Raw genomic sequence first — 25,645 nt, 5'->3', positions numbered from 1 at the left:
TAAGTGTGAAAACATCATGTGAGGGCTTAAAATTGCAGTATGGAAAAATCATCGTATTTATGATAAAATGACAGTGATATGATAATAAACTCAGTTATAAAGAGAGGATATATAAATGCGAATTCAATTTACAGTAAACGATGAAGAACTGAAAATTTTAACTAAAAAAGTTATAGAGGGTAATTACCCAAGTATTAGTGAATATTGTAAGTGTAGCAGTTTACAAGAAAATACAAGTTATGTTGACTTATATAATACCTTACTAAATAAAATAAGCTTTTTGCCGAAAGACAAAGAATTTGTTTTACGAGAGTTAATAGCAACACCGCCGGCTTTGATTGGCAGATGGTTTTATGAAAATGTAAATAAGGGACTTGTGAAAAATGTAGAACACATCGGAAAAGCTGAAGGTGGAGTAGAAAAATATAAAAAGATATGAGACTTATTTCAAAAAGCTACGCAGTGCGTGGCGGATTGGAAAAGATATTTAGATAATTTTGGAGGTGCATTTCATGGCAGATGAAAATAAAGAGATAGTTATTGTAGATGATAAAACTATACAAGAAAAAATATATTTCATTCGTGGACAAAAAGTAATGCTTGATACAGATTTAGCTGAAATATATGGTTATGAAACTAAAAACTTTAATAGACAGGTAAAAAATAATATTGAAAAGTTTGAAGGCGAAGATTTTATGTTTCAATTGACCGAGAATGAGTTTGAAAACTTGAGGTGCAAAAATTTCACCTCAAGTTGGGGCGGCTCAAGGTACCTACCAAATGCCTTTACGGAACAAGGTATTTATATGCTTATGACTGTATTAAGGGGAGAACTTGCGATTAGGCAAAGCAGAGCCTTAATTAGAACATTTAAGCAGATGAAAGACTTCATTATTGAAAATCAAGATTTTATCGGTTCAAAAGAATTAGTCCAAATAGCTATTCAAACCAACCAAAACACAAATGATATTGCAGAAATAAAATCTCAAATGGCTACTAAAGAAGATTTGAAAAAAGTAATGGATAATTTTATCGATCCGGACACTTACAAGCATTTCCTTTTGATGAATGGAGATAAGATTGAAGCGGATGTTGCCTATACAAAAATATATAAGTCAGCAAAGAAAAGCATTTATGTAATAGATAACTATATAGGCTTGAAAACCTTAGAATTATTAAGAGCTGCAAAAGACAATGTTGAAATTATAGTCTTTAGCGACAATGTGAAAAATAAAGATATGCTTACAAAAAACATCCTAAATGATTTTAGAAGAGATTATCCAAATATCAACTTAAAAATGAAGGTTGCAGGCAAAAAATATCACGATAGATATATTGCAATAGACTATGGAACAGAAAATGAAGCCTTTTATCTTTGCGGAGCTTCATCAAAGGACGCAGGAAATAAAATATCAAGTATTACCAAGATAGAAGAATCCTCTAAGGATATGTATCATACAATGTTTGGTGGAATGTTAAACAATAAGAATTTGAAAATTTAATATGCAGATAACAGAATAGACAGTTATATGAGCTTTAAGCAAGGCGGTAGAAGTAAAAATCTATCGTCTTTTTTAATTGCAACAAACAGGAGGAAAACTATATGCAAGAAAATAAAAATGAACAGAATACAGGAACAAAGACGATAAAGAAAATTGGGAAAGTAACCTATGAGGTTGTTGTCCACTTTAATGAAAATGCAACGGAAACCATGCAAGACAAATTAAAACGCATCATGCTTAGAGAAATAGAGATGGAAAAACATCAAAAAGGCGATAAAAATGATTAGAAAGTCCTTGACAAGTTGTTACAGGAAAAACTGCCAAGTCAATTCTAATATCTTGTGGTGCAAGACTTGCACCTTTTGATATAAGAGAGCTTAGAGAACTAATGAGCGAAGATGAATTAGAACTCGATAATATTGGAGATAGGAAAACTGCTCTATTCGTAATAATATCAGATACAGATGATACCTTTAACTTTGTAGTATCAATAATGTATTCCCAATTATTTAATTTACTATGTGATAAGGCAGATGATGTGTATGGTGGAAGACTTCCAGTTCATGTTAGGTGTCTACTTGATGAGTTTGCAAATATAGGATTAATTCCTAAATTTGAAAAATTAATAGCGACAATTCGTTCAAGAGAAATATCTGCAAGTATAATTCTGCAAGCACAATCTCAATTAAAAGCAATCTATAAAGACCATGCAGATACAATAGTTGGCAACTGTGACTCAACGCTCTTTTTAGGCGGTAAAGAAAAAACAACAGTAAAAGAGTTATCAGAAACCTTAGGAAAAGAAACCATAGACCTATATAACACATCAGAAACAAGATCAAATCAAAAATCTTTTGGTCTAAATTATCAAAAAACTGGCAAGGAACTTATGAGCCAAGATGAAATAACTGTAATGGATGGTGGTAAGTGTATTTATCAGTTAAGAGGAGTAAGACCTTTCTTGTCTGATAAATTTGATATTACAAAGCATAAGAATTACAAGTTGTTGGAAGATTATGATAAGAAGAACTTGTTTGATGTGGAAGAGTATCTAACAAATAGAGATAAGGTAAAGTTAAAATCAAGTTATAAAATAAATAGGTTAAACATTTGATTTTATGGAGAAAGCAAAATGTGTGAAAATAGAAAATCATCTTTAATTATATTAAATATAAATGGTGAGCAGTTTATTTTGGAAAGTGATACAGAACTCACAATGGATAAGAAAAATTATATTGAAGCAATATGTGAGACAATGTACGATGAAAGTAATGAATGGTATGAAGATATATATGATATGTCCCCATATGATATAGCTGAGCTATTTGAAAAAACAGTAAAAGAAGAAGTAGGAATAACTGTTACATTTAAAGCGATAGACCTTGAAGTATCGATTTTAGAAGACTAGAAATAAAGTGTTGATAGGCGATAGAAATTAAAAACTCTATCGCCTTTTTTTATACTCAAAATTAGGAGGTTAAGATGGTAAGGATAAGAAGTCCCACTTAAAACAATTTAATATATAAGACATTTAGCGATTGAAATATAAGTTCAGTCGCTTTTTTAATTGAAATTTATAGATTAAGGAGAAGAAATTAATGGATAGAGAAATGATAAATATTAATGCAAATTTAGTTAAGGAAGCTCTTTTTTCAGAATTTGAAAAAGATGGAGAAAGTGTTCAAGTAGCAAATTTTGCTCTTGTTAAAAATTATGGAAAGGGCAAAGAATATACAAATTGCTCAGTATATGGAGAAAAGGTAGAAATTGTAAAAGAATTTAAAAAAGGAGATCTGATCCATGTCTTTGGATATTTCAAAGAAAACAAAAAAGGAGATAAGATCTACAAGAATTTTATAGTTAAATCACTAAACAAAATAGAAAATAAAGAGAAAGAAAACGAGGAGGAATAATATGGAATTTTTTACAGCTGGAGTTGGAGTTTTAAAGACACTTGTAACTGCAATTGGTGCAGGTCTAGGAGCATGGGGAGTTATTAACTTGATGGAAGGTTATGGTAATGATAACCCTGGTGCTAAATCTCAAGGTATTAAGCAATTTATGGCAAAATAAGGACGGAATAACACAACAAATTCTCTAAAACAAATCACTAAATCAATGTAAGATTGAATAAAATCAATATTTATGCTATAATTAAATAAATCTAATGAAGAGAAAAAGAGGGATATTATGGCACTTAACTATAAACCATTATGGATACAGTTAGCAAAAAAAGGATTAAAGAAAACAGATGTGATAGCCATGGCAGGACTGACAACAAATGTTATGGCACAAATGGGCAAGGATAAACCAATCACATTTAAAAATTTAGAAAGAATATGTAAGGCTCTATCTTGCACCCCTAATGATATTATTAGTTTTGAAGACAATTTTAGTGAAGAGGAATAGTAAATGACTTTAAGGATAGAAGATCAAGCTAGGGATTATCCGAAATTGGTATTAGGCTTTGATGAAGCTGAAGACAACATTGATCAAGGGACTGGTCAAATAAAAGCTTTAAGACAGATGACAAAACTAAGTCAACTAAGAAAGACCATAGCAAAGGTGCAGAGAGGTAAATATTGGCAGTATTCGGACTGCCTTTATTTTTTTGCTATATTTAAACAGATTGTATAATGACGTCATAAGTCGACTTAGGAAAATGTTGAAGATATTATTTTGTTAGTTCATGATTAGGATATCTGGATATATTTAAATCAAGAAATCTTGATGTTATATAACATATAATGTAATAAGTAGATGATTATATAGAGGCATCAATAGCTAAAATAAGAATACTAAGAGAAATACAATTAAGCTATTGACGGATAATACTATATGACATATAATATAGACAAGGATACTATATGACATATAGCATAATAAATTTAAAAGTGAGGTGATTGGGATTGTTTGAAATAGATACTCGAGTTTTAGAGCTATGTGTTTTAATAGCAATCGATAAAGAAGATACCTATGGGTACAAGTTGACCCAAGAGTTATCAGATGAATTTAATATTTCAGAATCTACCGTTTATCCAGTATTAAGGAGGTTGCAAAAATCCAATTATCTTGCAACATATAATAAATCCATAAATGGAAGAAGTAGGCGATATTATACTTTAACGGATGATGGGAAAAAAGAATTGGAGAAGCAATTAGAAAGCTGGTCAAAGTATAAAAATACAGTAGATGATTTTATTATGAAAAGTAAGGAGGGTAGAGATGATTAGGAAATCTTTTTTACAAACTTTGGATAAAAAATTAAAGAAATTTGATAACAGAGAAAGAGAAGAGGCAATTCAATTTTACTCAGAGTTATTTGATGAAATGGATTTAGCGGATGAAGATCAAATACCAAATCAATATGATGTAAATAAAATTGCTAGGGATTTAAATTTATCTATGAAAATAGATAACTGGGAAGATGAAAACAGTTCAATTAAGAAAATTTTTAAAGGGATACCAATAATTACCTTAAGTATTTTATCACTACCAACAATTTTGGTAGGATTAATAGTATTCTTGGCTTTGTTATTTACAGCTATTTTTTTAATAGCTGCTACTTATTTCACGGTAATCTTATTGGTTATTGGAACAGTAAAAAATTTCTTTTTAGGTGGATTCTCGATAGCAAGTTTATGTTTGCTACTGGGAGTAATACTTTTAGTTATTTCAGCAACAGGGATATTGATTGAAATAATTAACCTAATTGGGAAATTAATAATAAAAAGAATCAAGGAAAAAAACATCAATAGTTAGAAAGGGGTTTTAATATGAAAAAGAAATTATGGATCACCTTGGCATTAGGTATAGTTTTAACTCTTGTCGGATGCAATATGGGAGGAAAGCTAAATCTAAAATTATCTGAAGATGAATATTATATTGACAAAAATGGGTTAGATCCTGTAGTGGCATCTAGTTATACAGGAACAAAAAAATTTGAAAAAATCAAAGAATTACAAATTGATACAAATATTACAAATATAGAGTTAGTATCCAATACAAGTGAAAATTACAATGTAGAGATTGAAAATTTAAAATCAGACTATGTAAGTCCTATAGAGGTCGAAGAAAAAAATAGTGTAATTAGTATCTCTAACAAGATATTAAAACAAAAACCAATAGGAATACTAGACGAAGAATCATCTAAATTGAAATTGGTAATTGAAGGACCTATCCAAAACATAGATAAGATTTCTATAAATGATAGAGTTGGTTCAATAAGTATTAAGAATGCAACGCTTAAGAATGTAGGGATTAAGGGTAATGCAATTGATGTTGATCTTACTGATTCAACGATTAACAAATTAAATCTTGATTTAGAATTATCAGATTTAAGTATGAGTTCTACAAATATTAGTGATAGTAAACTAAATTTAAATAAATCCCGAATCTTTGGAGAAAAAAATGAGTTTAAAGGAGACAATATATTGAATTTCTCTATTGTTGAAGGCGAACTTGGTTTAAAAAATTATGATGAGATATTTAATCAAAATACGCCCAATAAAATAAAATTAGAAGGTAAACTAAATAGATTTGAGTTTATCAATGAGAGGTGAAAAGATCATGAAATATATTAAAGCGGAGATTTTTAGAATTTTTCACACAAGAAATTATCTTAAATTTATCGTTGCTATTACATTGTTATTATTAGGAAGTATGATTTATTCATCCATAGACTCTAATTCGGGAGAATATTTTGAATCTATGGAGACCTTTTTAAAGATTGTTAGTATTATAATTTCAATTTTTTTCAGTGTAACTATTTTTAAGAAAAAAGATATAAAAGTAGAGCTACTGTCAATGGGGCTTAGTAGAAAGCACGTATTTGTATGCGACCTTATTACTTTACAAATTTTTACTCTTTTTTCTATAGTAATAATGGGAGGATTGATTTTATTATTCAGTTTATTAAAAAATCTAGTGGGATCTGATTACACTGGAGGATCATATATCGGATTTGTCTTTTTCTTGATTAGAATGATAATATTGATGATAAATGTAAACAATGGTGTCATGGGATTAACTTATTTATTGAACAATGTGGCTCTAGGCATTGCAACTTCCTTTGTTATAATTCCATCAGTTTTTCAAATAGGAATGTATATGACTGAAGGAAAAATCTACGATGTATTTAATAACCTTCTTCTTATACAACCATTCAAGCTATTAGATTTAGGATTGGCTACAGAGCAAATTGGAAATAACTTTATGAAGACAGCTGGTATTAGTTTTGTTTTTGTCTTTGTAATTTATCTAATGAGTGGATATGTAAGATTTAGTAGAAAAGAAATCAATTGAGGTGGATTATGGATGCTATAGTTAAAACAGATAATCTTTCAAAAAAATATAGTGATAAATACGCATTAAATAACTGTTCGCTAACAGTGAATAGAGGAGATATCTATGGTATAATTGGTAAAAATGGTGCTGGAAAATCAACACTGATGAAAATTCTCTGTGGAATTACCGAGAAAACTCAAGGTGATTATGAATTGTTTGGAGGAAAGAATCTTTCAGAAGGAAGAAAGAAAATTGGAGCAATTTTGGAAAATCCAACCTTGTTTGGTAATTTGACAGCTAGAGATAATTTGAGATATTTTGCCATTCAAAAAGGCATTACTAATGAGAATACTATAAAGAAATCTTTAGAATTAGTTGGATTAAACTACGATGATGGTAAGGTAGTTAAAAACTATTCAGTTGGTATGAAGCAGAGATTAGCTTTGTCTGTATGTCTTTTGGGGAAACCAGAACTTCTAATTTTAGATGAACCTATTAATGGGATAGATCCTAAAGGTATAGTAGAAATAAGAGACTTATTGAAAAGCCTAAATAAAGAAAATGGAGTGACTATTATTATTTCTAGTCATGTGCTTCCAGAGTTGGAAAACTTGGTAAATAAAATAGCGATTATTAATGACGGTCAAGTGATAGATAAATTAAGTTTGGATGATTTGCATAGCAGAGATTTTAATTATATAGAAATCTACACTTCAGATATTGATAGAACTGTAGAGATATTAAAGAAACAAGAAATCTCCAAAATTGATATTCAAAATGGCAGGATTCGAGTTAAAGAAAATATAGAAGACAGTTCAGAGGTTGTTAGTCTATTAGTTAATAATGGCATAAAAGTCTATGAAATTTTTAGAAAAGAAGAAACATTGGAAGAATTTTATTTAAGAAATATAAGCTAATTATTTTAGTAGGGGTATAAAGATGATAAAAATTATAGAGTTTTTGAAAATTTTATATCTGTTTCATTTTAGGATCAGTCTTTTATCATAAATATGAAGCAAGCCTAGATATGAAAATTCATTGTTTAAAATTAAAAAATAAAGAATTGAATAGAGAAGTAGCATTCTATTTAACTTCAATTATTAGGCAAGCTTTAAAAAATACTGAATATAAAGATCAAATATCTAGCACAGTATTGACAGATATAAAAATTAAATTGCCAATAGACAGTAGAGGTACTTCAGATTGGGATTACATGGAAAGAAATATAGAAAACATAAAATTAAAATGGAATATAGCAAATTATAATATTTAAAACGAAAACGATTAGAAATAAAAATCTAGTCGTTTTTTTATTACAAGAAAGGAAATTAGTATGAAAAATTTAGAACAACTAAGACAAGAGTCAAAAGAAATAAAAGATAAAATAGAGGATACAAAAGAAAGATTAAGGCAACTAAAAAATCAAGAAAAGAAGATATTAAAACAAGACATAGTAAAAAGAAGAAAAGAAAGAACTCATAGGCTCATAACAAGAGGAGCAATCTTAGAAAGCCTTATAGAAAATGCAGAAGAACTAACAGATGAAGAGATAAAAATACTACTAGAAGAAGCAACAAAGACAAAAGAATTTAAAAAAACACTAAGAGTAATGAGAGAAAATTAAGAAAAATAAAATAATCAAATCTCCCTTAGATTTCTAAGGGCGCAATTATACACCCTAAAGGGTGCTTGCGTCCTGCGGAGCCAAACCCCTGAAGCGACCAACAACCATTCGCTTTTTAAAAGTCAAGGGTAAATAAACTCGCTAAGGCTCGCCCTTGACTTTTAAAATTTGAAATGAACAAAACAATTAAGCCGACATACTGAAACAACAAAAATTAATTCAGTAGTCGGCTTTTTCTATTCTATCATTTCAAAACGCTCATTTACAAAGTGGATATAAAAATCTATTAAGCCTCCACCTAAAACAACTAAAAAAGAAAGGAAGTGATAAAAATGGCAGACAGTTTTCATTTTTCAGTAAACATAATATCAAGAGGAAAAGGCAAAAGTGCAGTAGCAAGTGCAGCATATATAAGTGGAGAAAAAATAAAAAATGAATGGGACGGAGTAACCCATGACTACACAAGAAAAGAAAAAATATTAGTAAAAAATATAATATTGCCTGATCATATTCCAAAAGAATTTAATGATAGGTCTACCTTATGGAATAAAGTAGAAATGGCAGAAAAAAATTCTAATGCACAACTAGCAAGACAATTCATAATAGGACTACCAAAAGAATTATCTTTAAGTGAAAATAAAAACCTAGTCGAAAGATTTATAAAAGAAAATCTAACATCACAAGGAATGATAGTAGATTATGCAATTCATGATGAGAGTCAAGATAAAAATGGAAATATCCATTGTCATATAATGACCATAATGCGACCCATAAACGAAAAAGGAGAGTTCTTAGCAAAGTCAAAAAAAGAATATATCCTAGATGAAAAAGGGAAAAAGATTTTAAACAAAAATGGAAAACCAAAGACAAGAAAAGTAGAACTAACAACTTGGAATGATAAGGGCAATGTAGAAAAATGGAGAGAAAATTTTTCAGACCTTTGTAATGAATATCTAGCAAAAAATAAGATAGAAAAAAGAGTAGACCATAGGAGTTTTAAAAGACAAAATTCAGATTATCTACCGACAATCCATTTAGGATCAGCAGCAAGTGCAATGGAACGAAAAGGAATAGAAACTGACAAGGGAAACTATAATAGAGAAATAAGAAAATATAATGACCTTGTAAAAACAATAAAAGAAGAGATAAAAACATTAAAGGGTTGGATAGGAAATTTATTAGATAACCTAACTACTGCTTATGAAAAATTTAAGGATATAGAAAGAGATAAGGTAATAGACAACCCTAAACTTTTCAATCTAACAAATTATCTATTAACTTATTCAGAAATTCAAAAAGAAAAAAGTAAATATCTAAAAGGATATGCTAAAACCAATAAAGAAAAGTATGACTTTAAAAAGCTAACGAGTGCATATAGTTATTTAAGAAAAAATAATATAGAAACCATAGGTCAGTTACAAACAAAAATAGAAAGCTTAAAGTCTAATAGTTACAAACTAAATAAAAAAGCAAAGACAATCCATAAAGAAATGGAAGATGTAGAAAAGAAAATTCTATACTATGAAATCTACAAAGCCAAAAAAGAAGTTTATGAAGAATATCAAAAGAAAAACATATTCACAAAAGACACATTCTATAATAAACACAAGAAAGATATAGACCAATATAAGGTAGTAAGCGAGAAATTAAAAAAACTCCTATCAGATAAGGAAAAACTAAGTCTTAAAAAATGGAATGAAGAAAAAAGTCTTTTAATGGCAAATCTTGAAGAAATAAATAAAGAAAAAGACAAGATAAAAGATGAATACCAGGAAATTAATCATATAAAATATTCAGTAGATTTTGTAAACAAAGAATTAGGTATAGATTTATCCATAGAAATAGATAAGCTTATAAAACAGGGTGAAAAACCAAGTGTAATAGCACAGATTAAAAAGTTCCAAGACCAAGTTATTAAAGATAATGAATACAGAGAAATTATGAAAAACAAGAAAATAAATCAAGAAAGATAAGACCTGGTAAAAATATCTTATCCAAGCTATAATATGACCAAGAAAATAAAGGCAGATCTAGGAGGTAATAGAGATGAATAAAAGGCAAGAGCTAATAGATGAACTCATAAAAGCAAATGAAGATGGAGAATACAAAACATATAAAAGCACAGAAGAAATAAAAGCAATGAACAATGAAGAAATACAGATTATATATTCCAACATGAAAAATTATCTATCAGATAAAAGAACACACATAAACTACTAAAGGTGGAAAGGCATTGTAAGCTATTTTAAAGTATAAAAGGTACAAATACCTAAGTAAGCTATAAAAACATATAAAATAAGGCATTCCACCACCAAGAACAATAAAATAAAAACAATCAAAGGGAAGTATAGAAAAATTAAAGCCTATACTTCCCTTTTTTTAATTCAAACAAAGGAGATAAAACATGATAAACGAAGAAATAAGCAAAGAAGTAGGTCAAGCAGCACAAACCATAATATCATACACAATAAAGGCAGCAAAAGAATCCATCAATCTTGAAAAAGAAATAAGAAAAAAGATGAATGAAACTTTAGAAAAAGCAAATGGAAACCTCAAAAGTCTTATGGGAGATGAAATTAAAATAAAAGACTTATATAAAAAAGGGCAACTAGAAAATATAAGCATAGATCAAAGCGACCTCAAAGACTTAAAAAAAGAACTAAAGAAACTTGGAGTAAGTTTCTCAGTAATGAAAAACAAAGAAAGCAAAAACTATGAAATATTCTTCCAAGCCAAAGACATAAAAGTAATGGAATATGCCTTTAAGCAAGTCATAGCCAAGGAAAATAAAAAAGAAAAAGAAAGTATCCTAAGGCAAATAAAGAAATACAAAGACCTATCCAATGAAAAGGATAAGACAAAAGAGAAAGTCAAAAGGAAAGTAAAAGAAAAAGTAAAACCAAACAAAAAAGATATGACCAGAGAAATCTAAGGGAGTAACGAAAAGTTACACCCTTAAATAACCAAAATAACAAGACTTCTGAAAAGCAGAAGTCCAGAATTCCGAAAATCGGAAATCAAGAAAGGAGCAGATATGGCAACAAACAAAAGATATTATTGGATAAAATTAAAAGAAGAATTTTTCACAGACAAAATAAACAGAGGACATTGTCCTTAATGAGTCCAACCCATGTCCGACAAGAGATAGAGATAGAGAAAGAGAGAGAGGGAGAGATAGAAAAGATTTAATATTTTTGGTATAATTATAGAAATTAGATTTTGAAAATATTATGGATAATTGGCTTAAGAGCTGTAAGCTAAATGAAATAAAGAGAAAATGGCTACAACTTGTAGCCCCAAAAATATATAGGAGGTGAATTTTGTGGCAGAACAAAACAAGGAAATTGTAGTTATAGATGAAACTACAATTAAAAGTAAGATTTACTATATACGAAATCAAAAGGTTATGCTTGATTTTGAGCTTGCTGAAATATATGGGTATGAAACAAGAGCTTTTAATCAACAGGTAAAAAGAAATAATGAAAAATTTGATGATGATTTTATGTTTCAATTAACCGATGAAGAAGTATATGAACTTTCAAGATCACAAAATGTGACCTTGAAGAGAGGAACAGGTAGAGGAAGTAATATAAAGTATAATCCATATGCCTTTACAGAACAGGGAATATATATGCTCATGACTGTATTAAGGGGAGAACTTGCAGTTAAACAGAGCAAGGCTTTAATACGAATGTTTAAGCAAATGAAAGACTTTATTATTGAAAATCAAGATTTTATCAGTTCAAAAGAATTAGTACAAATTGCCATTCAAACCAACCAAAACACAAAAGATATTGCAGAAATAAAATCTCAAATGGCTACAAAAGAAGATTTGAAAAAGGTAATGGACAATTTTATAGACCCGGAAACATATAAACATTTCCTCTTGATGAATGGAGATAAGATAGAAGCTGATGTTGCCTATACAAAAATATATAAATCAGCAAAGAAAAGCATTTATGTAATAGATAACTATGTAGGACTTAAAACATTGGAACTTTTAAGAGCTGCAAGAGATAAGACTCAAATCATAGTCTTTAGTGATAATGTCAAGAACAAGGATATGCTTACAAAAAATATCTTAGATGATTTTAGAAAAGACTATCCCAATATAGACCTGAAACTGAAGATAGCAGGTAAAAAATATCACGATAGATATATAGCAATAGACTATGGAACAGAAAATGAAGCCTTTTATCTTTGCGGAGCATCGTCGAAGGATGCAGGAAATAAAATATCAAGTATTACCAAGATAGAAGAATCTTCTAAAGATATGTACCATGATATGTTTAGTAAGATGTTAAATAATAAAGACTTAAAAATTTAATATATAATGATGTTAAATCATAGCAACACACAAGGCGGTAGAATTAAAAACTATCGTCTTTTTTTATTTGAAGAAAGGTAGGAGAGCATGGCAGATAAAAGAATGTTTTCACTAAAGATAGTGGATAGCGACTTATTTTTGGATATGCCACTAAGTAGTCAATGTCTGTATTTTCATCTATCAATGAGGGCAGATGATGATGGTTTTGTAAATAATCCTAAGAAAATCATCAAAATTATCGGAGCTAATGAAGATGACCTAAAAATACTTATTGCCAAAGGCTTTGTGATAGTCTTTGATCAGGGAATAATCGTCATTACTCATTGGAAAATAAATAACTTTATTAGAAAAGACAGATATAAGCCAACAATGTATATAGAGCAGAAACAACAGCTTTATCAGACGGAAAATGGAGCATATATTTCAGAAGAAAAAGTTGGTTGTCATCTGGTTAACCAAAGGTTGTCAAGTGGTCAACCCAGTATAGGTAAGGGTAGATTAGATAAGGTTAGTATAGATAAGGGGAGAGAAGAACAGTCCACCCCCATTTTTTATGGAGAATTCAAAAATGTAAGGTTAAGCGAAGAAGAATATAAAAACCTTAAAGAAAAATTAAACTCACACGCAGAAATAATGATAAATAAACTATCCAGATACATGAAAAGTAGTGGCAAGACCTATCAAAACCATTATGCGACAATCTTAAAATGGTATGAAGAAGATAAAGAAAAACTAAGACATCAAGGAGGAAATAAAAAAATGAACTATGATGTAGGAGAATCTTTATAGGTAAAAAGAGGTGGAAAGCCACTATTAAAGACTTTAAGTCTAAAAAGGTATCAAAGTATGCCAGAGATAATAAAAAGATAAATATGACACTTAAAAGGCGATTAGAAAATTAAAAATCTAATCGCCTTTTTTTATTGCATGAAAGGACAATCTATGACAAAAAGACAAATAAAATATATTGTAAAAAGAAATTATGATAATAGAAGAACAGACACAGACGCTTTTCTAAGATTAATAAAAAAATCAAGCAAATTAAATAAGACTAATGAAATTGAGTATAACAAATATAATATTGATAGTAATAAAAAAGAGTGCTATAATAAAAATAGTTTTAGAGAAAGTTGTGTTATTTCTGAAAACTCAAACAAGGAGGAATAGGAAATGATACAAACAAATTCAAATCACTTTTCATTCAAAGCTGCAATTTATTGCAGACTATCTAAAGATGATGAGCAGAAAGGAGAGAGTGCCAGCATACAAAACCAAAGGGAACTTTTAGAAAACTATGTAAAATCAAGAGGTTGGAGTATTTATGATGTATATATAGATGATGGATATACTGGATTAAATACAAATAGACCATCATTTCAAAGACTAATTAGAGATATTGAAAATAAAAAAGTGGATATAGTCATCACTAAGGACTTATCAAGGCTTGGAAGAAATTATTTGCAGACTGGATACTATACAGAAAATTTCTTCCCAAAGAACAATGTCAGATATATAGCTTTAAATGATGGAGTAGATACCTTTCAAGAAAACAACGAAATAGTTCCTTTTAAAAATGTTTTAAATGAGTTTTATTCAAGAGATGTTTCCAAAAAGATGAAATCTGCCTATATGACAAGAGCAAGGCAAGGAAAGTTTATTGGTTGTCTTGCTCCAATAGGATATAGGAAAGACAATGATGATCCACATAAATTAGTAATCGATGATGAAACTTCATGGATTGTTGAAAAAATTTTTGAACTTGCTTTTAATGGTTATGGAGTCCAGGCAATTAGGAGAAGACTTTTTGAAGAAAAAATACCTACACCTACCTGGTGGAATAGAAAAAAAGGACTTAGAAATAAAAAAACTAAGTTAGAAATGACCGTAGATGGTGGAGAGTATTGGTGGGACTGCACAACCCTAAAAGAAATTATTGAAAACCCAGTTTATATTGGTCATATTGCTAGTCAAAAAGTTAATTATAAATTCAAAGTAGGTTGGTTATCCGATAAACCCAAAGAGGAATGGATAATAGTAGAAAACACACATGAACCTATTATTTCTGAAGATATTTATAATATAGCAAATGAAAAATTAAAGAGCAGGAGAAGACCATTTAAAAATGGAGAAGAAAGCATATTTGCAGGCATTGTAAAATGCCCCGATTGTGGAAAATCTTTAAATCTTGGAAGAAACAAATCGAAAAAAAGAGAAAAGTTACTCACTTGTAACACTTATAGAAGATACGGGAAGTCATTATGTAGTCAACATAGAATTTATTACGATACTCTTTATGAGATAGTGCTTAAAGATATTAGAAAAAATGCAGAAATAGCATTAAAAGATGAAAAAGAAATCATAAAAGCACTTGAAAAATCACGAGAAATTGATAATGAAGAAGAACAAAAATTTATCATGGATAAGATTTACGAAGATCAGATAAGAGTAGAAGACTTAACTAAAAAGATTGAAAGACTATATGATGACTGGCTAGATAATAAGATAAGTGAAAGCAACTTCCAAAAAATTCTTGAAAAATCACAGAAAGAACAAGACTATTTAAACCAAAGAATAGAAGATAATCAAAAATTGATTGTTAAAGAAGATCTTGAAGATATTAATGTCAAAAAATGGATTGAACTCATAAAAAAACATAGGGATATAAAGAAGCTGGACAAAGAAACCTTAAACGAACTCATCTCAAAAATCTATGTTCACGAAAAAGAAGTAGTGAATGGAGAAATCACCCAAACAATTGATATTTACTACAATTTCATAGGAAATACAGACACACTACAAGTATTTTACAATCTTTAATTAGGCATAAAGCAGCTTATGGCTGGTGGAGGAATTGTGCTAATCGGTATTAAATTAATTCCACTACTTGCAAATGCTTTAAATTAGGAGAAAGTCTATGTTTGGTATCTTTGACAAGCTAACTGAATTTTTTAAGGATATGCTACTCGGAGGTATCAAAGCAAATCTTGAGTCCATGTTCTTAGATATAAATGACAAGGTAGGAGTTATTGCAACTGATGTTGGAAAGACACCAATGGGTTGGAATGGAGAAGTGTATAACTTCATTAAAAACATTAATGACAATGTAATTGTTCCAATAGCAGGTCTTATCATAACAGCAGTATTATGTATTGAACTCATAAATATGGTTATGCAAAAGAATAATATGCATGATACAGATACTTTTGAGTTTTTCAAATACATTATAAAGATGTTTATAGCAGTCTACCTTGCAAGCCATGCCTTTGAATTTTCAATGGCAGTCTTTGATGTGGCACAAAATCTTGTAAACAAAGCGGCAGGGGTAATCACTACTTCTGCCACTGTTTCAGGAGATCAGATAGTTGCAATGGTTGATACATTAAAAGAAAAAGATGTTGGTGCATTAATAATGATATTAGTTGAAACAAGCCTTGTAAGGATTGCAATTCAATGTATATCTTTAACTATTACCTTAATAGTATATGGGCGTATGTTTGAAATATATGTCTACTCATCAGTATCATCCATACCATTTGCGACTATGGGAAATAAAGAATGGGGTCAGATTGGAACAAATTATATCAAGGGACTTTTTGCCTTGGGACTACAAGGTTTGTTTTTGATGGTATGTTTAGGTATCTACACCGTTTTAATAAGAACGGTACAGGTTACAGATATTCACGCAAGCTTGTTTAGTATATTAGGATATGCTCTACTACTTGGACTTATGATGTTTAAGAGTGGAACAGTTGCAAAAAGTATTATGAATACGCACTAGGAGGAATAAATGTTAAAAAAGAAAAATTGTGCTTTATTGGGACTTGGAATTTTATTGGGAGGAACTTATGAAATTTTAAAAGAGAAAAAAAGAAATGAAGAGATTAGAAACTTAAAGAGGAAAATAAATAGACTCGGAAGATGTCACAATGAATTTGTTATGTATCAAGGAGAATACAATGACAGAAATGAAGAAAAACAAGAAGAATTAGAAGAAAGAATTAGCTACCTAGAAGAGGAAACAACATCTAATTATGACCATATACTTGAACTTTCTAAAGAAGAAGTAGAGGGAGATTGAAATGGCGTATGTACCAATACCAAAAGATTTGGACAAGATAAAAACAAAGGTTGCCTTTAACTTAACCAAAAGACAACTTATAGGCTTTTCGGTGGCAGGACTAATTGGCATACCAACTTATATATTTATGAAGAAATATCTACCTAATGATGTTTCAATTATTGTAATGCTAATAGTAACCCTGCCAATCTTTTTTATAACCTTATATGAAAAAGACACCTTAACTTTTGAAAAATATTTTAAATTTTTCTATCTTCATAAGTTTTATCAACCAACTAAGAGAATAAGAAAGGAGGCATACCTTGAAGCAAAGAAAAAAGCAAATCAGCGACTTAAATCTAAGGGAAAAACAATTAAAAAAAGACCGAAAGGAAGTAAGAAGGCTAAAAACAAAGAAAGATCCAACAAATAGTCTTCTTAGTGTACTTTTAAAGAAAGAGAAAAAGAGATTTACAGTTGAGGATACTATTCCATATATAAGAATGTTACCAGAGGGCATTTGCCAGTTAGATGAAAAAAACTATTCAAAGACAATTTCATTTCAAGATATAAATTACCAGTTGGCATTGGAAGAAGATAGAGATTTAATCTTTAACCAATTTGCCAATTTTTTAAATTCTTTTGATCCAAGTGTCCACATTGAACTTTCATATGTAAATCAATTAGGAAGAAATAAAGACCTACAAGATGCAATTAAAATTGCTGATAAAGGAGACTTCTATGACGATGTAAGAAAAGAGTTTAGGGAGATGTTAAAGCTTCAACTTGCAAAGGGGAATAACGGACTTAAAAAGATGAAGTATATAACCTTTACAACAGAAGCCGATAATCTAGAGCAAGCAAGAGCAAAGTTAAATAGACTTGAAGTAGATATTTTATCTAACTTTAAATCTATGGGAGTAAGAGCAGAAAGCCTTGATGGCGAAGAAAGACTAAGACTTGTTCACGATATGTTAAATCCAGATAAAAACTTTGATTTTTCATATAAAGATTTGAAGAAGAAAGAGTCTACAAAATCACATATAACTCCAAATATCTTTAATTTTTCACCAGCAAATAGTTTTAAATTTGGGAAATATATTGGAGCAGTAAGCCATTTTCAAATACTTGCAAGTGAGCTATCAGACAGAATGTTATCTGAGTTTTTAGATATTGATGACAATATTTATGTAGCTTTTCATATAGATGTAGTTGAACAAGCAGAAGCTATTAAACTCATTAAGAGAAAAAACACAGACCTGGATAGAATGAAAATTGAAGAACAAAAGAAAGCAGTTCGTGCTGGATATGATATGGATATTATTCCATCAGATATAAATACTTTTGGGGCGGATGTTAAGTCCATGTTATCTGACTTACAAAATAGAGATGAAAGGCTCTTTGTAGTTACCATAGTAATGATGAATTTTGCTAGGACTAATCAAAAATTAGAAAACACTATTGCTCAAATATCATCAATTGCAAACAGACATAATTGTCAGGTAAAAAGATTATCTCATCAACAAGAACAAGGACTTGTTTCTGTCTTACCTCTAGGAATTAATCAAGTCGAGATAAAAAGATTTTTAACTTCATCATCAACGGCAGTCTTTATGCCTTTTACAACAGAAGAGCTATTTATTGATTCGGCAAATTCTTTGTATTATGGCTTAAATGCCCTTAGCCAAAACTTGATTATGGCAGATAGGAAGAAACTAAAGAACCCTAACGGACTAATATTAGGAACACCAGGTTCTGGTAAATCTTTCTCGGCAAAGAGAGAGATGGCAAATGCAATTCTTGTCACAGATGATGATGTAATTATTTGTGATCCTGAGGGCGAGTATTCAAACCTTGTAAAACAATTTAATGGAGAAGTTATTAAAGTTTCGGCAAAATCAAAGGACTACCTAAATCCATTAGATATTAATATGAACTATGGAGATGGGGACGCACCTTTAAAGGATAAGGCAAACTTCATTATGTCTATGCTTGAACTTGTAGTAGGAGGATCTGGTCTTACTGCTGCAGAAAAATCTGTTATAGATAGGTGCTTACCAAAGATATATCAGAAATATTTTGAAGACCCTAAACCAGAAAATATGCCAATATTAGGAGATTTATACGATATGCTCCTATCTCAAGAAGAGGGAGTTGGTAGAAAACTAGCAACAGAAATGGAAATTTATGTTAAGGGAAGTCTTAATGTATTTAATAATAGGTCAAATGTTGATCTAAATAGGCAACTGCTCTGTTTTGATATAAAAGAGCTAGGAACACAACTTAAAAAAATAGGTATGCTTGTAATTCAAGATCAAGTTTGGAACAAGGTTTCCCTAAATAGAGGAAGCAAGTCTACAAGATACTATATAGATGAGTTCCACCTTTTATTAAAAGACCCACAAACTGCTTCATATTCTGTAGAAATATGGAAAAGATTTAGAAAATGGGGAGGTATTCCAACAGGTATAACTCAAAACGTAAAAGACCTTTTAACAAGTCAGGAAATTGAAAATATCTTTGATAATACAGACTTTGTTCTAATGTTAAATCAAGCATCTGGAGATAGAGATATACTTGCAAAGAAACTAAAAATATCGCCTTATCAGCTAAACTATATAACTAATTCAAATGCAGGTGAGGGATTATTATTCTTCGGAAATACTATTGTTCCCTTTATAGATAAATTCCCTAAAGACACCATGTTATATAAGCTAATGACAACAAAACCAGAAGAAGCTAAGTAGGTGTGATATGGATAAAAAACTAAAAAAAGATTTTCAAAAGAAAATTATACGAAATAGGGACGCTCCTGAACAGAATATTGATAGTAAACTTGTTCATTCAGATGATTATACTAATAAGATTATTAAGACAAAGGATAGGTTCGGAGATAAAATTTCAGAAAAAGAATCTAAACTTATTCATGAGAATGTATTATCTAAAGAGCAAAAACAAGATAAACTAAAAGATTTTCAGAAGTCTAAAAACAAGGAAAGAATTAGAAAAGAAGCTTTAGATAATAAGGATAAGGCTGAAGAAATAAAACAAGCTAATCTTGAAATAAAGACAGATGAAAGCTTTAAACTTGATGTAGACTTTAAAAAAGTAAATTTTGATAGTGAAAACAGTAGAAATATTAATTCTAATAAACTAACAACAGATGATATTTCAGCTAAGGCTCAACCAATAAGTAATAAAAAGACATCAAGAAAAAGACAAGTTCTTAAAAATTATGAGGATAAACTTATCCATAGTAAGGATAAATTCCAAGACAAAATCAACGAGAAAGAGTCTAAGCGAATCCATACAAGTGAAGATAAACCTATTGAAGCAAAGAAAAGCAAGAGAATATATAGAAAAGATAAGCATGTTTTAGATGAAGTAAGCAAGAACGAAAGTAATACTAATATCGATAAAAAGCAAAAGCAGAAGCTTTATCAAGAAAAAAAGTTTAGAGATAAGGGAAAAATTTCTAATGAAATAGATAAAGAAAATAAGCTAAGCGTAGTTGATACAGATAAGACTTTTGACAATTCTGAGGTTAAAGACAATAATCTTGAATTTATAAAAGATGAAAAGGAAACAAGTCTTAAATCTTCAGAACAAAGGAAAGTTAATAAAAAGAAGACCTACTACAAAAGAAAAAATTATGAGAGTGATAAATTTACTCGAAAGAAAATCGATGACTTAAAAAATGAATCTAAGAAATTTTTAACGAAAGATTCTAAGAAAGCACAAGATGTTAAAGACTTTATCTCAGATAAAAAGATTGGAGAGCTTGAAAAGTCTAAAAGCAAGCTAAAGGATAATATCTTAAAGAATAAAACTAAAGGAAGTCTATCTTCTGGGGTTTTATTATCTGGAGCTAAGTCTTCAGAGTTAGTGAGAGATTATCTAAGTTCAGGATCTGATAATACTGGTGTAGAATCTGGAGAAAAGGCCGCTAATGTAAGCTCTAAGCTCCAGCATGGAATAAGGAAGTATAAGCTAGATAAAAAGAAAAAGTCCTTAAAAAAGCTATCTAAACTTGATAAGAAAATAAAAAAGAGAAAAAGCAAGTTGGAGTTTAAAAGTGGCTTGGAAGATTTAAAAAAGTCAGACGCCTATATAAAGAAAAATAGGTTTAAGAAGTTTTACCAGAGAAAACAAATGAAGAGCATGATAGCTAAAAAGCACGAAACAAGACTGGTAGATAGGGTTAAAAAAGCTATTTTAAGTTTAGGCAAGGCTTCTAAAGAGCTAATTGTAAGAAAAAGTAAGATGGTTTTATTTCTAGTAATAGGGCTAGGTCTTATGCTATCAATCATGATTGGTGGTGGAAGTGTTGGTATGAGTGGATTAAGTAACTCTGTTAACTCAGTAATGACAACAACATACCTATCACAAGACACAGTTCTAAGTGAAGTAAATCAAGAATTTTCATCAATGGAGTATGACCTACAATCACAAATCGAAAGTGTAAAAACAAGTCATCCTGGATATGACGAATACATCATAAACAAAGAAGGTGAAATTGGTCATAATACCCATGAACTTTTATCCTATATAACTTCAAGATGTGGAGAAGTAAAATCAGCAACTGAAGTAAAAGGAATTTTAAAAGAGCTTTTCGATAAGATGTATAAACTTGATTTTAAGGAAGAAATTGAAATTAGAACAAGAACAGTAGCAAAAACTAGATATGATAGTCGTGGCAATCCTTATACTAGCTATGAAAAAGAAGAGTACGAATATAAAAAGTTAATTGTAACTTTAAAGAAAAAAGAAATGGATGAAGTTGTTAGGGAAATATTTAAAGATTATCCAGATAATGTAGTTCATTATGAAGCTCTTCTTGAAGCTAAGGGAAATATGGGAGATGTTTTTGGATCAGGTAATGGGGACTTAGGAGAAATAGTAGACAATCCAAACTTTGGAAATCCTGGTCTTGCTTTTGATTCTGAAACTACCAAAGCCTTATTTAATGAAGCAGAAAAACATATAGGCAAAAGATATGTGTTTGGAGCAAGTGGACCATCTAACTTTGACTGTTCAGGTTTTGTATGTTGGTCATTTACAAAGTCTGGTGTAAAGAGAATGCCAAGAACAACTGCATGGAGAATATACAAAGACTATTGTAATCCAGTAAGTCCAAGTGAAGCTCAACCTGGAGATATTATATTTTTCCACTCAACATATAACAGTGGAACTCCAATATCTCACGTAGGAATATATGCAGGTAACGGAATGATGATTCACGCAGGAGATCCAATTCAATACACATCAATAAATTCAAAATATTGGAAATCACACTTTTATGGATTTGGAAGACCAAGATAGAAGGGAGATATTATGTGAACAAAAAGCTTGTAAGTATTAGGAACAAAAAGAAAAAAATAGAAGAGAAGTTAAAAGATTTAAATGCAAAATACAAGGAAATTTGCGACGAAGAAATACAAGTTGAAAATGAAGAAATAATTGTTACTCTTAGGAGGAACAATATTAGCTTGGAAGAATTAATGGAGAAAATTAATGATAGAAAAAGAGAAGAAAAATTAAAAGAAAAGGAGAACATTCATAATGAAGAAATTTAATACGAACAGACTAAGAGCCTTTTTTATGGCTCTTTTATTAGTTTTAACATCAACTGTGCATACAAGTGCATTTGCAAAGTCTGATGTTACTTGGACGGAAGATGATTTTATGTATTCCTCTGAGGGAAATATAATTGCCTTTAGTGATAAAGGCTTAGAAAAGAAAGAGAAGACAAATATTCTAGTATTTCCTGAAGGAACGAAGTCTATAAATGGAAATTATTCTTTAAGTCATTCAAATGATGAACTTAGATATAAAAGAGAATTTGGACGTGGCAAACATTGGGATAAAGTAATTATTCCTGATTCTGTTAATCATTTAGGCTATGCTGCCTTTTACGAAGCAAGTATAGACGAGGTAAAACTATCAAGTAGTCTAACTTATCTTGGTGGTTTAGCATTTTTCAATTGTGGACTTAGAGAAGTGACTTTACCTGATACTTTGGAAAATATTGAACATAATGCTTTTGAAAGAAATAACCTCCAAGAAATAACTATACCGAAGTCTGTGAAGACAATTGAACAATATGCTTTTTCAAGAAATAAATTGCACACTATAAAAGTTTTAGGCAATCCAAATATTAACAGTAAGGGAGTATTCCATAATCAAGAAGTTGAATATAGACCAAAACAAAATCCATTTTACGAAAATCATTTTGGTTTCAAGGGAAATCAAGGATTCAAATCTATTCCTAATGGATTGAGGTATGAAAATGGAGAGTTTGTCTTTGATAAGAATGTAGATAGTGTAGAACTTGAATTTGATTATAACAATGATATGTATCAAGGAAAGATGACTATATACAATCCAAATAAATATTCCATTGATACTCAAACAGATTTAACAGGACAAGATATTGATGAAAAGGACAATAAGATTGATGATTTAACTAAAAACATTAAGGACTTAGAAAATCAGATTAAAGACTTAAATGATAAGAAAAAAGAATACCAATCAAAGATAGATGAATTAAAGGAAAAGTTAGAATCTTGCAAAGATAATGGAGAAAAACTAAAACAAGAAAAGACTAAGCTAGAAGAAGAGATTAGAGATAAAGATAATAAGATTGCTCAATTGAATAAAGAAATTGAGAATCTTAAAAACTCCAATAATGATGGACTAATAGCAGAAATTACTCAGCTTAAAGATGAATTAAAAAGATTACAAGATGAAAATGCAAAACTAAAAGAAGATTATTCATCTACAAAATGGGAGTTAGAAGCTGAGAAAGAGAAGACCGACAAAAACGAAAATAAAATCAAAGAAATGCAAGAAAAGCTTGAGTCTTTAGAAGGAGAACTTGCAAAGAAGACTAAAGAAATCGAGGATAAAGATAATAAAATTAAGGACTTAGAAAAAGCTCTTGATGAAAAAGATACTAAGATAAAAGACCTTGAGTCTAAAAAGAAAGAGACAGAAAATTCTAAGTCAGAATGTTGTAAGAAAATTGAAGAGCTTCAAAAGGCTATTGATAGTTTAAAAGAATCTTCTGAAAATACAAAAAAAGAATTAGAAGAGAAAATTAAAGAGCTAGAAGAAAAACAAAAAACTTCTGAAGAAGAAATTAAAAAGCTAAAAAAAGATTTAGATAAGAAAATCGAAGAAGCAAAGAAGTTAATCGAGGAAGCAAATAAAAAAGCTAAAGAAGAACTTGAAAAACAAGCTAAAGATGAAAAAGATAAAAATCTAAATCAAGACTTATCTAAGAAATTAGATGAACTTTTAAAACTCCAAAGAGAAAACAAAGAGAAGAAAGAAGATAAGAAATCTCAAGATAAGAAGTGGGACGAAATTTTGAAAGCTGATGACAAGAATATCCTAAATCAATTTGATCTTAACAAGATGAAAAAACAGGAGGAACAACAAGGCAAAAAACAAGTTAAAGATGAAAAAGAATTTGCAGTTTTCCAAGTAGACAAAAACTTTTATAACATTATCAATAAAGATGGTAAGACAACAGTATATATGGATGTAAAAACTTATGTAGACCAAGGAAGAACTATGATTCCAGTAAGATATATTGCTTATACTCTCGGTTTTAATGTTGAGTATGACAACTCTACTCGTGAAGCTATTTTCTCAAATAAAGAGAATAATATCCTAGCTAAAAAGACATTAAGACTAAATATTGATACTGGTGTTATGAAAGATTCAGATGGAAAGGTCTACAATTCAGATGTTAAGCCAGTGATTATAAATGGAAGAATTCATGCTTCAATTTCAAACATTGCCAAAGCTTTTGGAGCAAGTCATGGAGATATTAAAGATGGTAAAAACCAAACAATAGAATGGGACAATGCTAGAAAAGCAGTCTATGTATTTAAAAATGTAAAATAAGAAAGGATAGAAAAATGAATAAGAGTATTAAACGAGGAGTAGCCATAGCGTTACTCCTTTTTACATTTACAGTACCAGCAACTACATTTGCGATGACAAATGAAGGACAAATAGAGAATCAAAGTGAGTCAATATATGAACCGCAAAAAGAAGAATTTGAAAAAATGTTGAAAGATGATGTTTTTACACCATCAAAAGAAGAGATTCCTTATCAAGATGTTCCAAGAATACCAGGTAATACAAGTGAAGCAAATAAGCCTTCAAATAATCCTCCAAAGAAAACCCCACTTGTAAAAGGTGGTAATACAAAGGCAGTAAATAATCTTGCGACACAAGAAAATAAGGCAAGAGGTTCAGTAATTGAAAATGTAGATAGGAATGGAAAAGATATTACACCAAGTGGAGATACAGAAAAAGATAAAGAAAATCCAGTAGATATAAGACAATTCTTAACATTTCAAACCAAAAGTGGAAAAACTATGCACCTAATAGTAGATCACTCATCAAATCAAGATAATGTAAGATTATTGACAGAAGTAGGAGAGCAAGACCTACTTAATATGATTGAATCAGAAGATAAAAACACTATAAAGGTTGAAGAGCCTAAGAAAGAAGAAGTAAAAAAAGAAGAACCTAAGACTGTTCCAGTAAAAGAAGAAAAGAAAAGCGGGATAGGTTCATTTCTAATTGTTGCACTTGTAATTGGAGGAGTTGTAGGAGCAGGATATTATTTTAAGGTAGTCAAAGCTAAAGAAGACAAAATGTTGGAAGACTTTGAAGAAGATGATGAGGATTATATTAGTGAGTCAGAAGATAGATCTGACAATGATGAAAGTCATGAAGAATCATCAGAAGATGATGAAGATGATGAACTATTATAATAATTTTTAAAAGCTTGAGAGAGAGAGAAATCTTTCGCTCTTTTTTTATTTATG

General features: G+C 29.9%; 30 protein-coding genes and 2 pseudogenes. All 32 read left to right on the top strand.

Annotated features, from left to right (window positions below):
• Nucleotides 1-115: 115 nt before the first annotated feature.
• The 32 genes and pseudogenes from C5Q98_RS04135 to C5Q98_RS03980 all read left to right on the top strand — a co-directional run bounded on the left by C5Q98_RS04135 (nucleotide 116) and on the right by C5Q98_RS03980 (nucleotide 25,591).
• Complete coding sequence (locus C5Q98_RS04135) at nucleotides 116-439, top strand: hypothetical protein (protein WP_028078916.1); 324 nt, start codon at nucleotides 116-118, stop codon at nucleotides 437-439.
• A gap of 73 nt (nucleotides 440-512) precedes the next feature.
• The gene (locus tag C5Q98_RS04130) at nucleotides 513-1,502 is read left to right on the top strand and encodes an ORF6N domain-containing protein (protein ID WP_070584744.1); all 990 of its coding nucleotides are present in this window, start codon (nucleotides 513-515) and stop codon (nucleotides 1,500-1,502) included.
• A 101-nt stretch (nucleotides 1,503-1,603) separates the two neighbouring features.
• A complete protein-coding gene (locus C5Q98_RS04125; protein WP_070584746.1) occupies nucleotides 1,604-1,789 on the top strand; it encodes a transposon-encoded TnpW family protein in 186 nt (61 codons plus the stop codon).
• 11 nt (nucleotides 1,790-1,800) lie between these two features.
• Nucleotides 1,801-2,616: pseudogene (locus C5Q98_RS04120) on the top strand (VirD4-like conjugal transfer protein, CD1115 family); the annotation flags it as partial.
• A 78-nt stretch (nucleotides 2,617-2,694) separates the two neighbouring features.
• Nucleotides 2,695-2,910 (top strand): hypothetical protein, encoded by a 216-nt coding sequence (locus C5Q98_RS04115; RefSeq protein ID WP_232500933.1) that lies wholly within the window; start codon nucleotides 2,695-2,697, stop codon nucleotides 2,908-2,910.
• 190 nt (nucleotides 2,911-3,100) lie between these two features.
• Complete coding sequence (locus C5Q98_RS04110) at nucleotides 3,101-3,415, top strand: single-stranded DNA-binding protein (protein ID WP_106012424.1); 315 nt, start codon at nucleotides 3,101-3,103, stop codon at nucleotides 3,413-3,415.
• A 1-nt stretch (nucleotide 3,416) separates the two neighbouring features.
• Nucleotides 3,417-3,569, top strand: a pseudogene (locus tag C5Q98_RS04105) (Maff2 family mobile element protein); the annotation flags it as partial.
• 123 nt (nucleotides 3,570-3,692) lie between these two features.
• Nucleotides 3,693-3,911, top strand: a complete 219-nt coding sequence (locus tag C5Q98_RS04100; protein WP_004829719.1) for a helix-turn-helix domain-containing protein — start codon at nucleotides 3,693-3,695, stop codon at nucleotides 3,909-3,911.
• Nucleotides 3,912-3,914: 3 nt separating this feature from the next.
• Nucleotides 3,915-4,139: a hypothetical protein gene (locus C5Q98_RS07700; protein WP_158695703.1), complete on the top strand. Its 225-nt coding sequence runs from the start codon at nucleotides 3,915-3,917 to the stop codon at nucleotides 4,137-4,139.
• A 272-nt stretch (nucleotides 4,140-4,411) separates the two neighbouring features.
• Entirely contained in the window at nucleotides 4,412-4,735 is a 324-nt protein-coding gene (locus tag C5Q98_RS04090) for a PadR family transcriptional regulator (protein ID WP_019117232.1), read from the top strand.
• Nucleotides 4,728-5,264 carry a DUF1700 domain-containing protein gene (locus tag C5Q98_RS04085; RefSeq protein ID WP_106012423.1) on the top strand — a complete coding sequence of 179 codons (537 nt, stop codon included), beginning with the start codon at nucleotides 4,728-4,730 and terminating at the stop codon, nucleotides 5,262-5,264. Before C5Q98_RS04090 ends, C5Q98_RS04085 begins: the two co-directional genes overlap by 8 nt.
• 14 nt (nucleotides 5,265-5,278) lie before the next feature.
• On the top strand, nucleotides 5,279-6,064 hold the full coding sequence (locus C5Q98_RS04080; protein WP_106012422.1) for a DUF4097 family beta strand repeat-containing protein: 786 nt from the start codon (nucleotides 5,279-5,281) through the stop codon (nucleotides 6,062-6,064).
• Nucleotides 6,065-6,071: 7 nt separating this feature from the next.
• Entirely contained in the window at nucleotides 6,072-6,806 is a 735-nt protein-coding gene (locus tag C5Q98_RS04075; protein WP_106013075.1) for a hypothetical protein, read from the top strand.
• An 8-nt stretch (nucleotides 6,807-6,814) separates the two neighbouring features.
• Nucleotides 6,815-7,705, top strand: coding sequence for an ABC transporter ATP-binding protein (locus C5Q98_RS04070; RefSeq protein WP_106012421.1), 891 nt, complete (start codon nucleotides 6,815-6,817; stop codon nucleotides 7,703-7,705).
• A 56-nt stretch (nucleotides 7,706-7,761) separates the two neighbouring features.
• Complete coding sequence (locus tag C5Q98_RS04065; RefSeq protein ID WP_315940666.1) at nucleotides 7,762-8,061, top strand: restriction endonuclease subunit S; 300 nt, start codon at nucleotides 7,762-7,764, stop codon at nucleotides 8,059-8,061.
• A gap of 60 nt (nucleotides 8,062-8,121) precedes the next feature.
• Complete coding sequence (locus tag C5Q98_RS04060; protein ID WP_106012420.1) at nucleotides 8,122-8,412, top strand: DUF3847 domain-containing protein; 291 nt, start codon at nucleotides 8,122-8,124, stop codon at nucleotides 8,410-8,412.
• 332 nt (nucleotides 8,413-8,744) lie between these two features.
• Nucleotides 8,745-10,385: a MobQ family relaxase gene (gene mobQ, locus C5Q98_RS04055; protein WP_106012419.1), complete on the top strand. Its 1,641-nt coding sequence runs from the start codon at nucleotides 8,745-8,747 to the stop codon at nucleotides 10,383-10,385.
• Between the two features lie 73 nt (nucleotides 10,386-10,458).
• Nucleotides 10,459-10,632 (top strand): hypothetical protein, encoded by a 174-nt coding sequence (locus tag C5Q98_RS07735; RefSeq protein ID WP_170040709.1) that lies wholly within the window; start codon nucleotides 10,459-10,461, stop codon nucleotides 10,630-10,632.
• Between the two features lie 184 nt (nucleotides 10,633-10,816).
• Complete coding sequence (locus C5Q98_RS04050) at nucleotides 10,817-11,344, top strand: DUF3801 domain-containing protein (protein ID WP_106012418.1); 528 nt, start codon at nucleotides 10,817-10,819, stop codon at nucleotides 11,342-11,344.
• 390 nt (nucleotides 11,345-11,734) lie between these two features.
• Nucleotides 11,735-12,739 carry an ORF6N domain-containing protein gene (locus tag C5Q98_RS04040; RefSeq protein ID WP_106012417.1) on the top strand — a complete coding sequence of 335 codons (1,005 nt, stop codon included), beginning with the start codon at nucleotides 11,735-11,737 and terminating at the stop codon, nucleotides 12,737-12,739.
• Between the two features lie 87 nt (nucleotides 12,740-12,826).
• A complete protein-coding gene (locus C5Q98_RS04035) occupies nucleotides 12,827-13,528 on the top strand; it encodes a replisome organizer (RefSeq protein WP_106012416.1) in 702 nt (233 codons plus the stop codon).
• A 153-nt stretch (nucleotides 13,529-13,681) separates the two neighbouring features.
• Complete coding sequence (locus C5Q98_RS04030; RefSeq protein WP_106012415.1) at nucleotides 13,682-13,906, top strand: hypothetical protein; 225 nt, start codon at nucleotides 13,682-13,684, stop codon at nucleotides 13,904-13,906.
• Between the two features lie 3 nt (nucleotides 13,907-13,909).
• Nucleotides 13,910-15,556, top strand: a complete 1,647-nt coding sequence (locus C5Q98_RS04025) for a recombinase family protein (protein ID WP_106012414.1) — start codon at nucleotides 13,910-13,912, stop codon at nucleotides 15,554-15,556.
• Nucleotides 15,557-15,562: 6 nt separating this feature from the next.
• The gene (locus tag C5Q98_RS04020) at nucleotides 15,563-15,643 is read left to right on the top strand and encodes a Maff2 family mobile element protein (protein WP_115354505.1); all 81 of its coding nucleotides are present in this window, start codon (nucleotides 15,563-15,565) and stop codon (nucleotides 15,641-15,643) included.
• Nucleotides 15,644-15,653: 10 nt separating this feature from the next.
• On the top strand, nucleotides 15,654-16,517 hold the full coding sequence (locus C5Q98_RS04015; protein WP_000466915.1) for a VirB6/TrbL-like conjugal transfer protein, CD1112 family: 864 nt from the start codon (nucleotides 15,654-15,656) through the stop codon (nucleotides 16,515-16,517).
• 9 nt (nucleotides 16,518-16,526) lie between these two features.
• Nucleotides 16,527-16,817: a hypothetical protein gene (locus C5Q98_RS04010; protein ID WP_106012413.1), complete on the top strand. Its 291-nt coding sequence runs from the start codon at nucleotides 16,527-16,529 to the stop codon at nucleotides 16,815-16,817.
• 1 nt (nucleotide 16,818) lies between these two features.
• On the top strand, nucleotides 16,819-17,229 hold the full coding sequence (locus tag C5Q98_RS04005; protein ID WP_000332188.1) for a PrgI family protein: 411 nt from the start codon (nucleotides 16,819-16,821) through the stop codon (nucleotides 17,227-17,229).
• The gene (locus C5Q98_RS04000; protein ID WP_479723665.1) at nucleotides 17,141-19,543 is read left to right on the top strand and encodes a VirB4-like conjugal transfer ATPase, CD1110 family; all 2,403 of its coding nucleotides are present in this window, start codon (nucleotides 17,141-17,143) and stop codon (nucleotides 19,541-19,543) included. The genes C5Q98_RS04005 and C5Q98_RS04000 overlap by 89 nt, the downstream gene beginning before the upstream one ends.
• Nucleotides 19,544-19,550: 7 nt before the next feature.
• On the top strand, nucleotides 19,551-22,118 hold the full coding sequence (locus C5Q98_RS03995; protein ID WP_106012411.1) for a C40 family peptidase: 2,568 nt from the start codon (nucleotides 19,551-19,553) through the stop codon (nucleotides 22,116-22,118).
• Between the two features lie 14 nt (nucleotides 22,119-22,132).
• On the top strand, nucleotides 22,133-22,372 hold the full coding sequence (locus C5Q98_RS03990; RefSeq protein WP_106012410.1) for a hypothetical protein: 240 nt from the start codon (nucleotides 22,133-22,135) through the stop codon (nucleotides 22,370-22,372).
• Nucleotides 22,359-24,710, top strand: coding sequence for a leucine-rich repeat protein (locus C5Q98_RS03985; protein WP_106012409.1), 2,352 nt, complete (start codon nucleotides 22,359-22,361; stop codon nucleotides 24,708-24,710). Before C5Q98_RS03990 ends, C5Q98_RS03985 begins: the two co-directional genes overlap by 14 nt.
• A gap of 14 nt (nucleotides 24,711-24,724) precedes the next feature.
• A complete protein-coding gene (locus C5Q98_RS03980; protein WP_106012408.1) occupies nucleotides 24,725-25,591 on the top strand; it encodes a CD1107 family mobile element protein in 867 nt (288 codons plus the stop codon).
• The last annotated feature ends 54 nt before the right edge of the window (nucleotides 25,592-25,645 follow it).

Origin of the sequence: Fastidiosipila sanguinis, assembly GCF_002998295.1 — a bacterium.
GTDB lineage: Bacteria > Bacillota > Clostridia > Saccharofermentanales > Fastidiosipilaceae > Fastidiosipila > Fastidiosipila sanguinis.
The sequence above is the reverse complement of the archived record's forward strand: the minus strand, read 5'-3'. Positions and strand labels throughout refer to the sequence as shown.

Bases quoted from the DNA above. Each gene is read 5' to 3' on its own strand.
- C5Q98_RS04135 (WP_028078916.1), top strand. From the start codon at position 116: ATGCGAATTCAATTTACAGTAAACGATGAAGAACTGAAAATTTTAACT.
- C5Q98_RS04130 (WP_070584744.1), top strand. From the start codon at position 513: ATGGCAGATGAAAATAAAGAGATAGTTATTGTAGATGATAAAACTATA.
- C5Q98_RS04125 (WP_070584746.1), top strand. From the start codon at position 1,604: ATGCAAGAAAATAAAAATGAACAGAATACAGGAACAAAGACGATAAAG.
- C5Q98_RS04110 (WP_106012424.1), top strand. From the start codon at position 3,101: ATGGATAGAGAAATGATAAATATTAATGCAAATTTAGTTAAGGAAGCT.
- C5Q98_RS04100 (WP_004829719.1), top strand. From the start codon at position 3,693: ATGGCACTTAACTATAAACCATTATGGATACAGTTAGCAAAAAAAGGA.
- C5Q98_RS07700 (WP_158695703.1), top strand. From the start codon at position 3,915: ATGACTTTAAGGATAGAAGATCAAGCTAGGGATTATCCGAAATTGGTA.
- C5Q98_RS04085 (WP_106012423.1), top strand. From the start codon at position 4,728: ATGATTAGGAAATCTTTTTTACAAACTTTGGATAAAAAATTAAAGAAA.
- C5Q98_RS04080 (WP_106012422.1), top strand. From the start codon at position 5,279: ATGAAAAAGAAATTATGGATCACCTTGGCATTAGGTATAGTTTTAACT.
- C5Q98_RS04075 (WP_106013075.1), top strand. From the start codon at position 6,072: ATGAAATATATTAAAGCGGAGATTTTTAGAATTTTTCACACAAGAAAT.
- C5Q98_RS04070 (WP_106012421.1), top strand. From the start codon at position 6,815: ATGGATGCTATAGTTAAAACAGATAATCTTTCAAAAAAATATAGTGAT.
- C5Q98_RS04060 (WP_106012420.1), top strand. From the start codon at position 8,122: ATGAAAAATTTAGAACAACTAAGACAAGAGTCAAAAGAAATAAAAGAT.
- mobQ (WP_106012419.1), top strand. From the start codon at position 8,745: ATGGCAGACAGTTTTCATTTTTCAGTAAACATAATATCAAGAGGAAAA.
- C5Q98_RS07735 (WP_170040709.1), top strand. From the start codon at position 10,459: ATGAATAAAAGGCAAGAGCTAATAGATGAACTCATAAAAGCAAATGAA.
- C5Q98_RS04050 (WP_106012418.1), top strand. From the start codon at position 10,817: ATGATAAACGAAGAAATAAGCAAAGAAGTAGGTCAAGCAGCACAAACC.
- C5Q98_RS04035 (WP_106012416.1), top strand. From the start codon at position 12,827: ATGGCAGATAAAAGAATGTTTTCACTAAAGATAGTGGATAGCGACTTA.
- C5Q98_RS04030 (WP_106012415.1), top strand. From the start codon at position 13,682: ATGACAAAAAGACAAATAAAATATATTGTAAAAAGAAATTATGATAAT.
- C5Q98_RS04025 (WP_106012414.1), top strand. From the start codon at position 13,910: ATGATACAAACAAATTCAAATCACTTTTCATTCAAAGCTGCAATTTAT.
- C5Q98_RS04015 (WP_000466915.1), top strand. From the start codon at position 15,654: ATGTTTGGTATCTTTGACAAGCTAACTGAATTTTTTAAGGATATGCTA.
- C5Q98_RS04010 (WP_106012413.1), top strand. From the start codon at position 16,527: ATGTTAAAAAAGAAAAATTGTGCTTTATTGGGACTTGGAATTTTATTG.
- C5Q98_RS04005 (WP_000332188.1), top strand. From the start codon at position 16,819: ATGGCGTATGTACCAATACCAAAAGATTTGGACAAGATAAAAACAAAG.
- C5Q98_RS03995 (WP_106012411.1), top strand. From the start codon at position 19,551: ATGGATAAAAAACTAAAAAAAGATTTTCAAAAGAAAATTATACGAAAT.
- C5Q98_RS03985 (WP_106012409.1), top strand. From the start codon at position 22,359: ATGAAGAAATTTAATACGAACAGACTAAGAGCCTTTTTTATGGCTCTT.
- C5Q98_RS03980 (WP_106012408.1), top strand. From the start codon at position 24,725: ATGAATAAGAGTATTAAACGAGGAGTAGCCATAGCGTTACTCCTTTTT.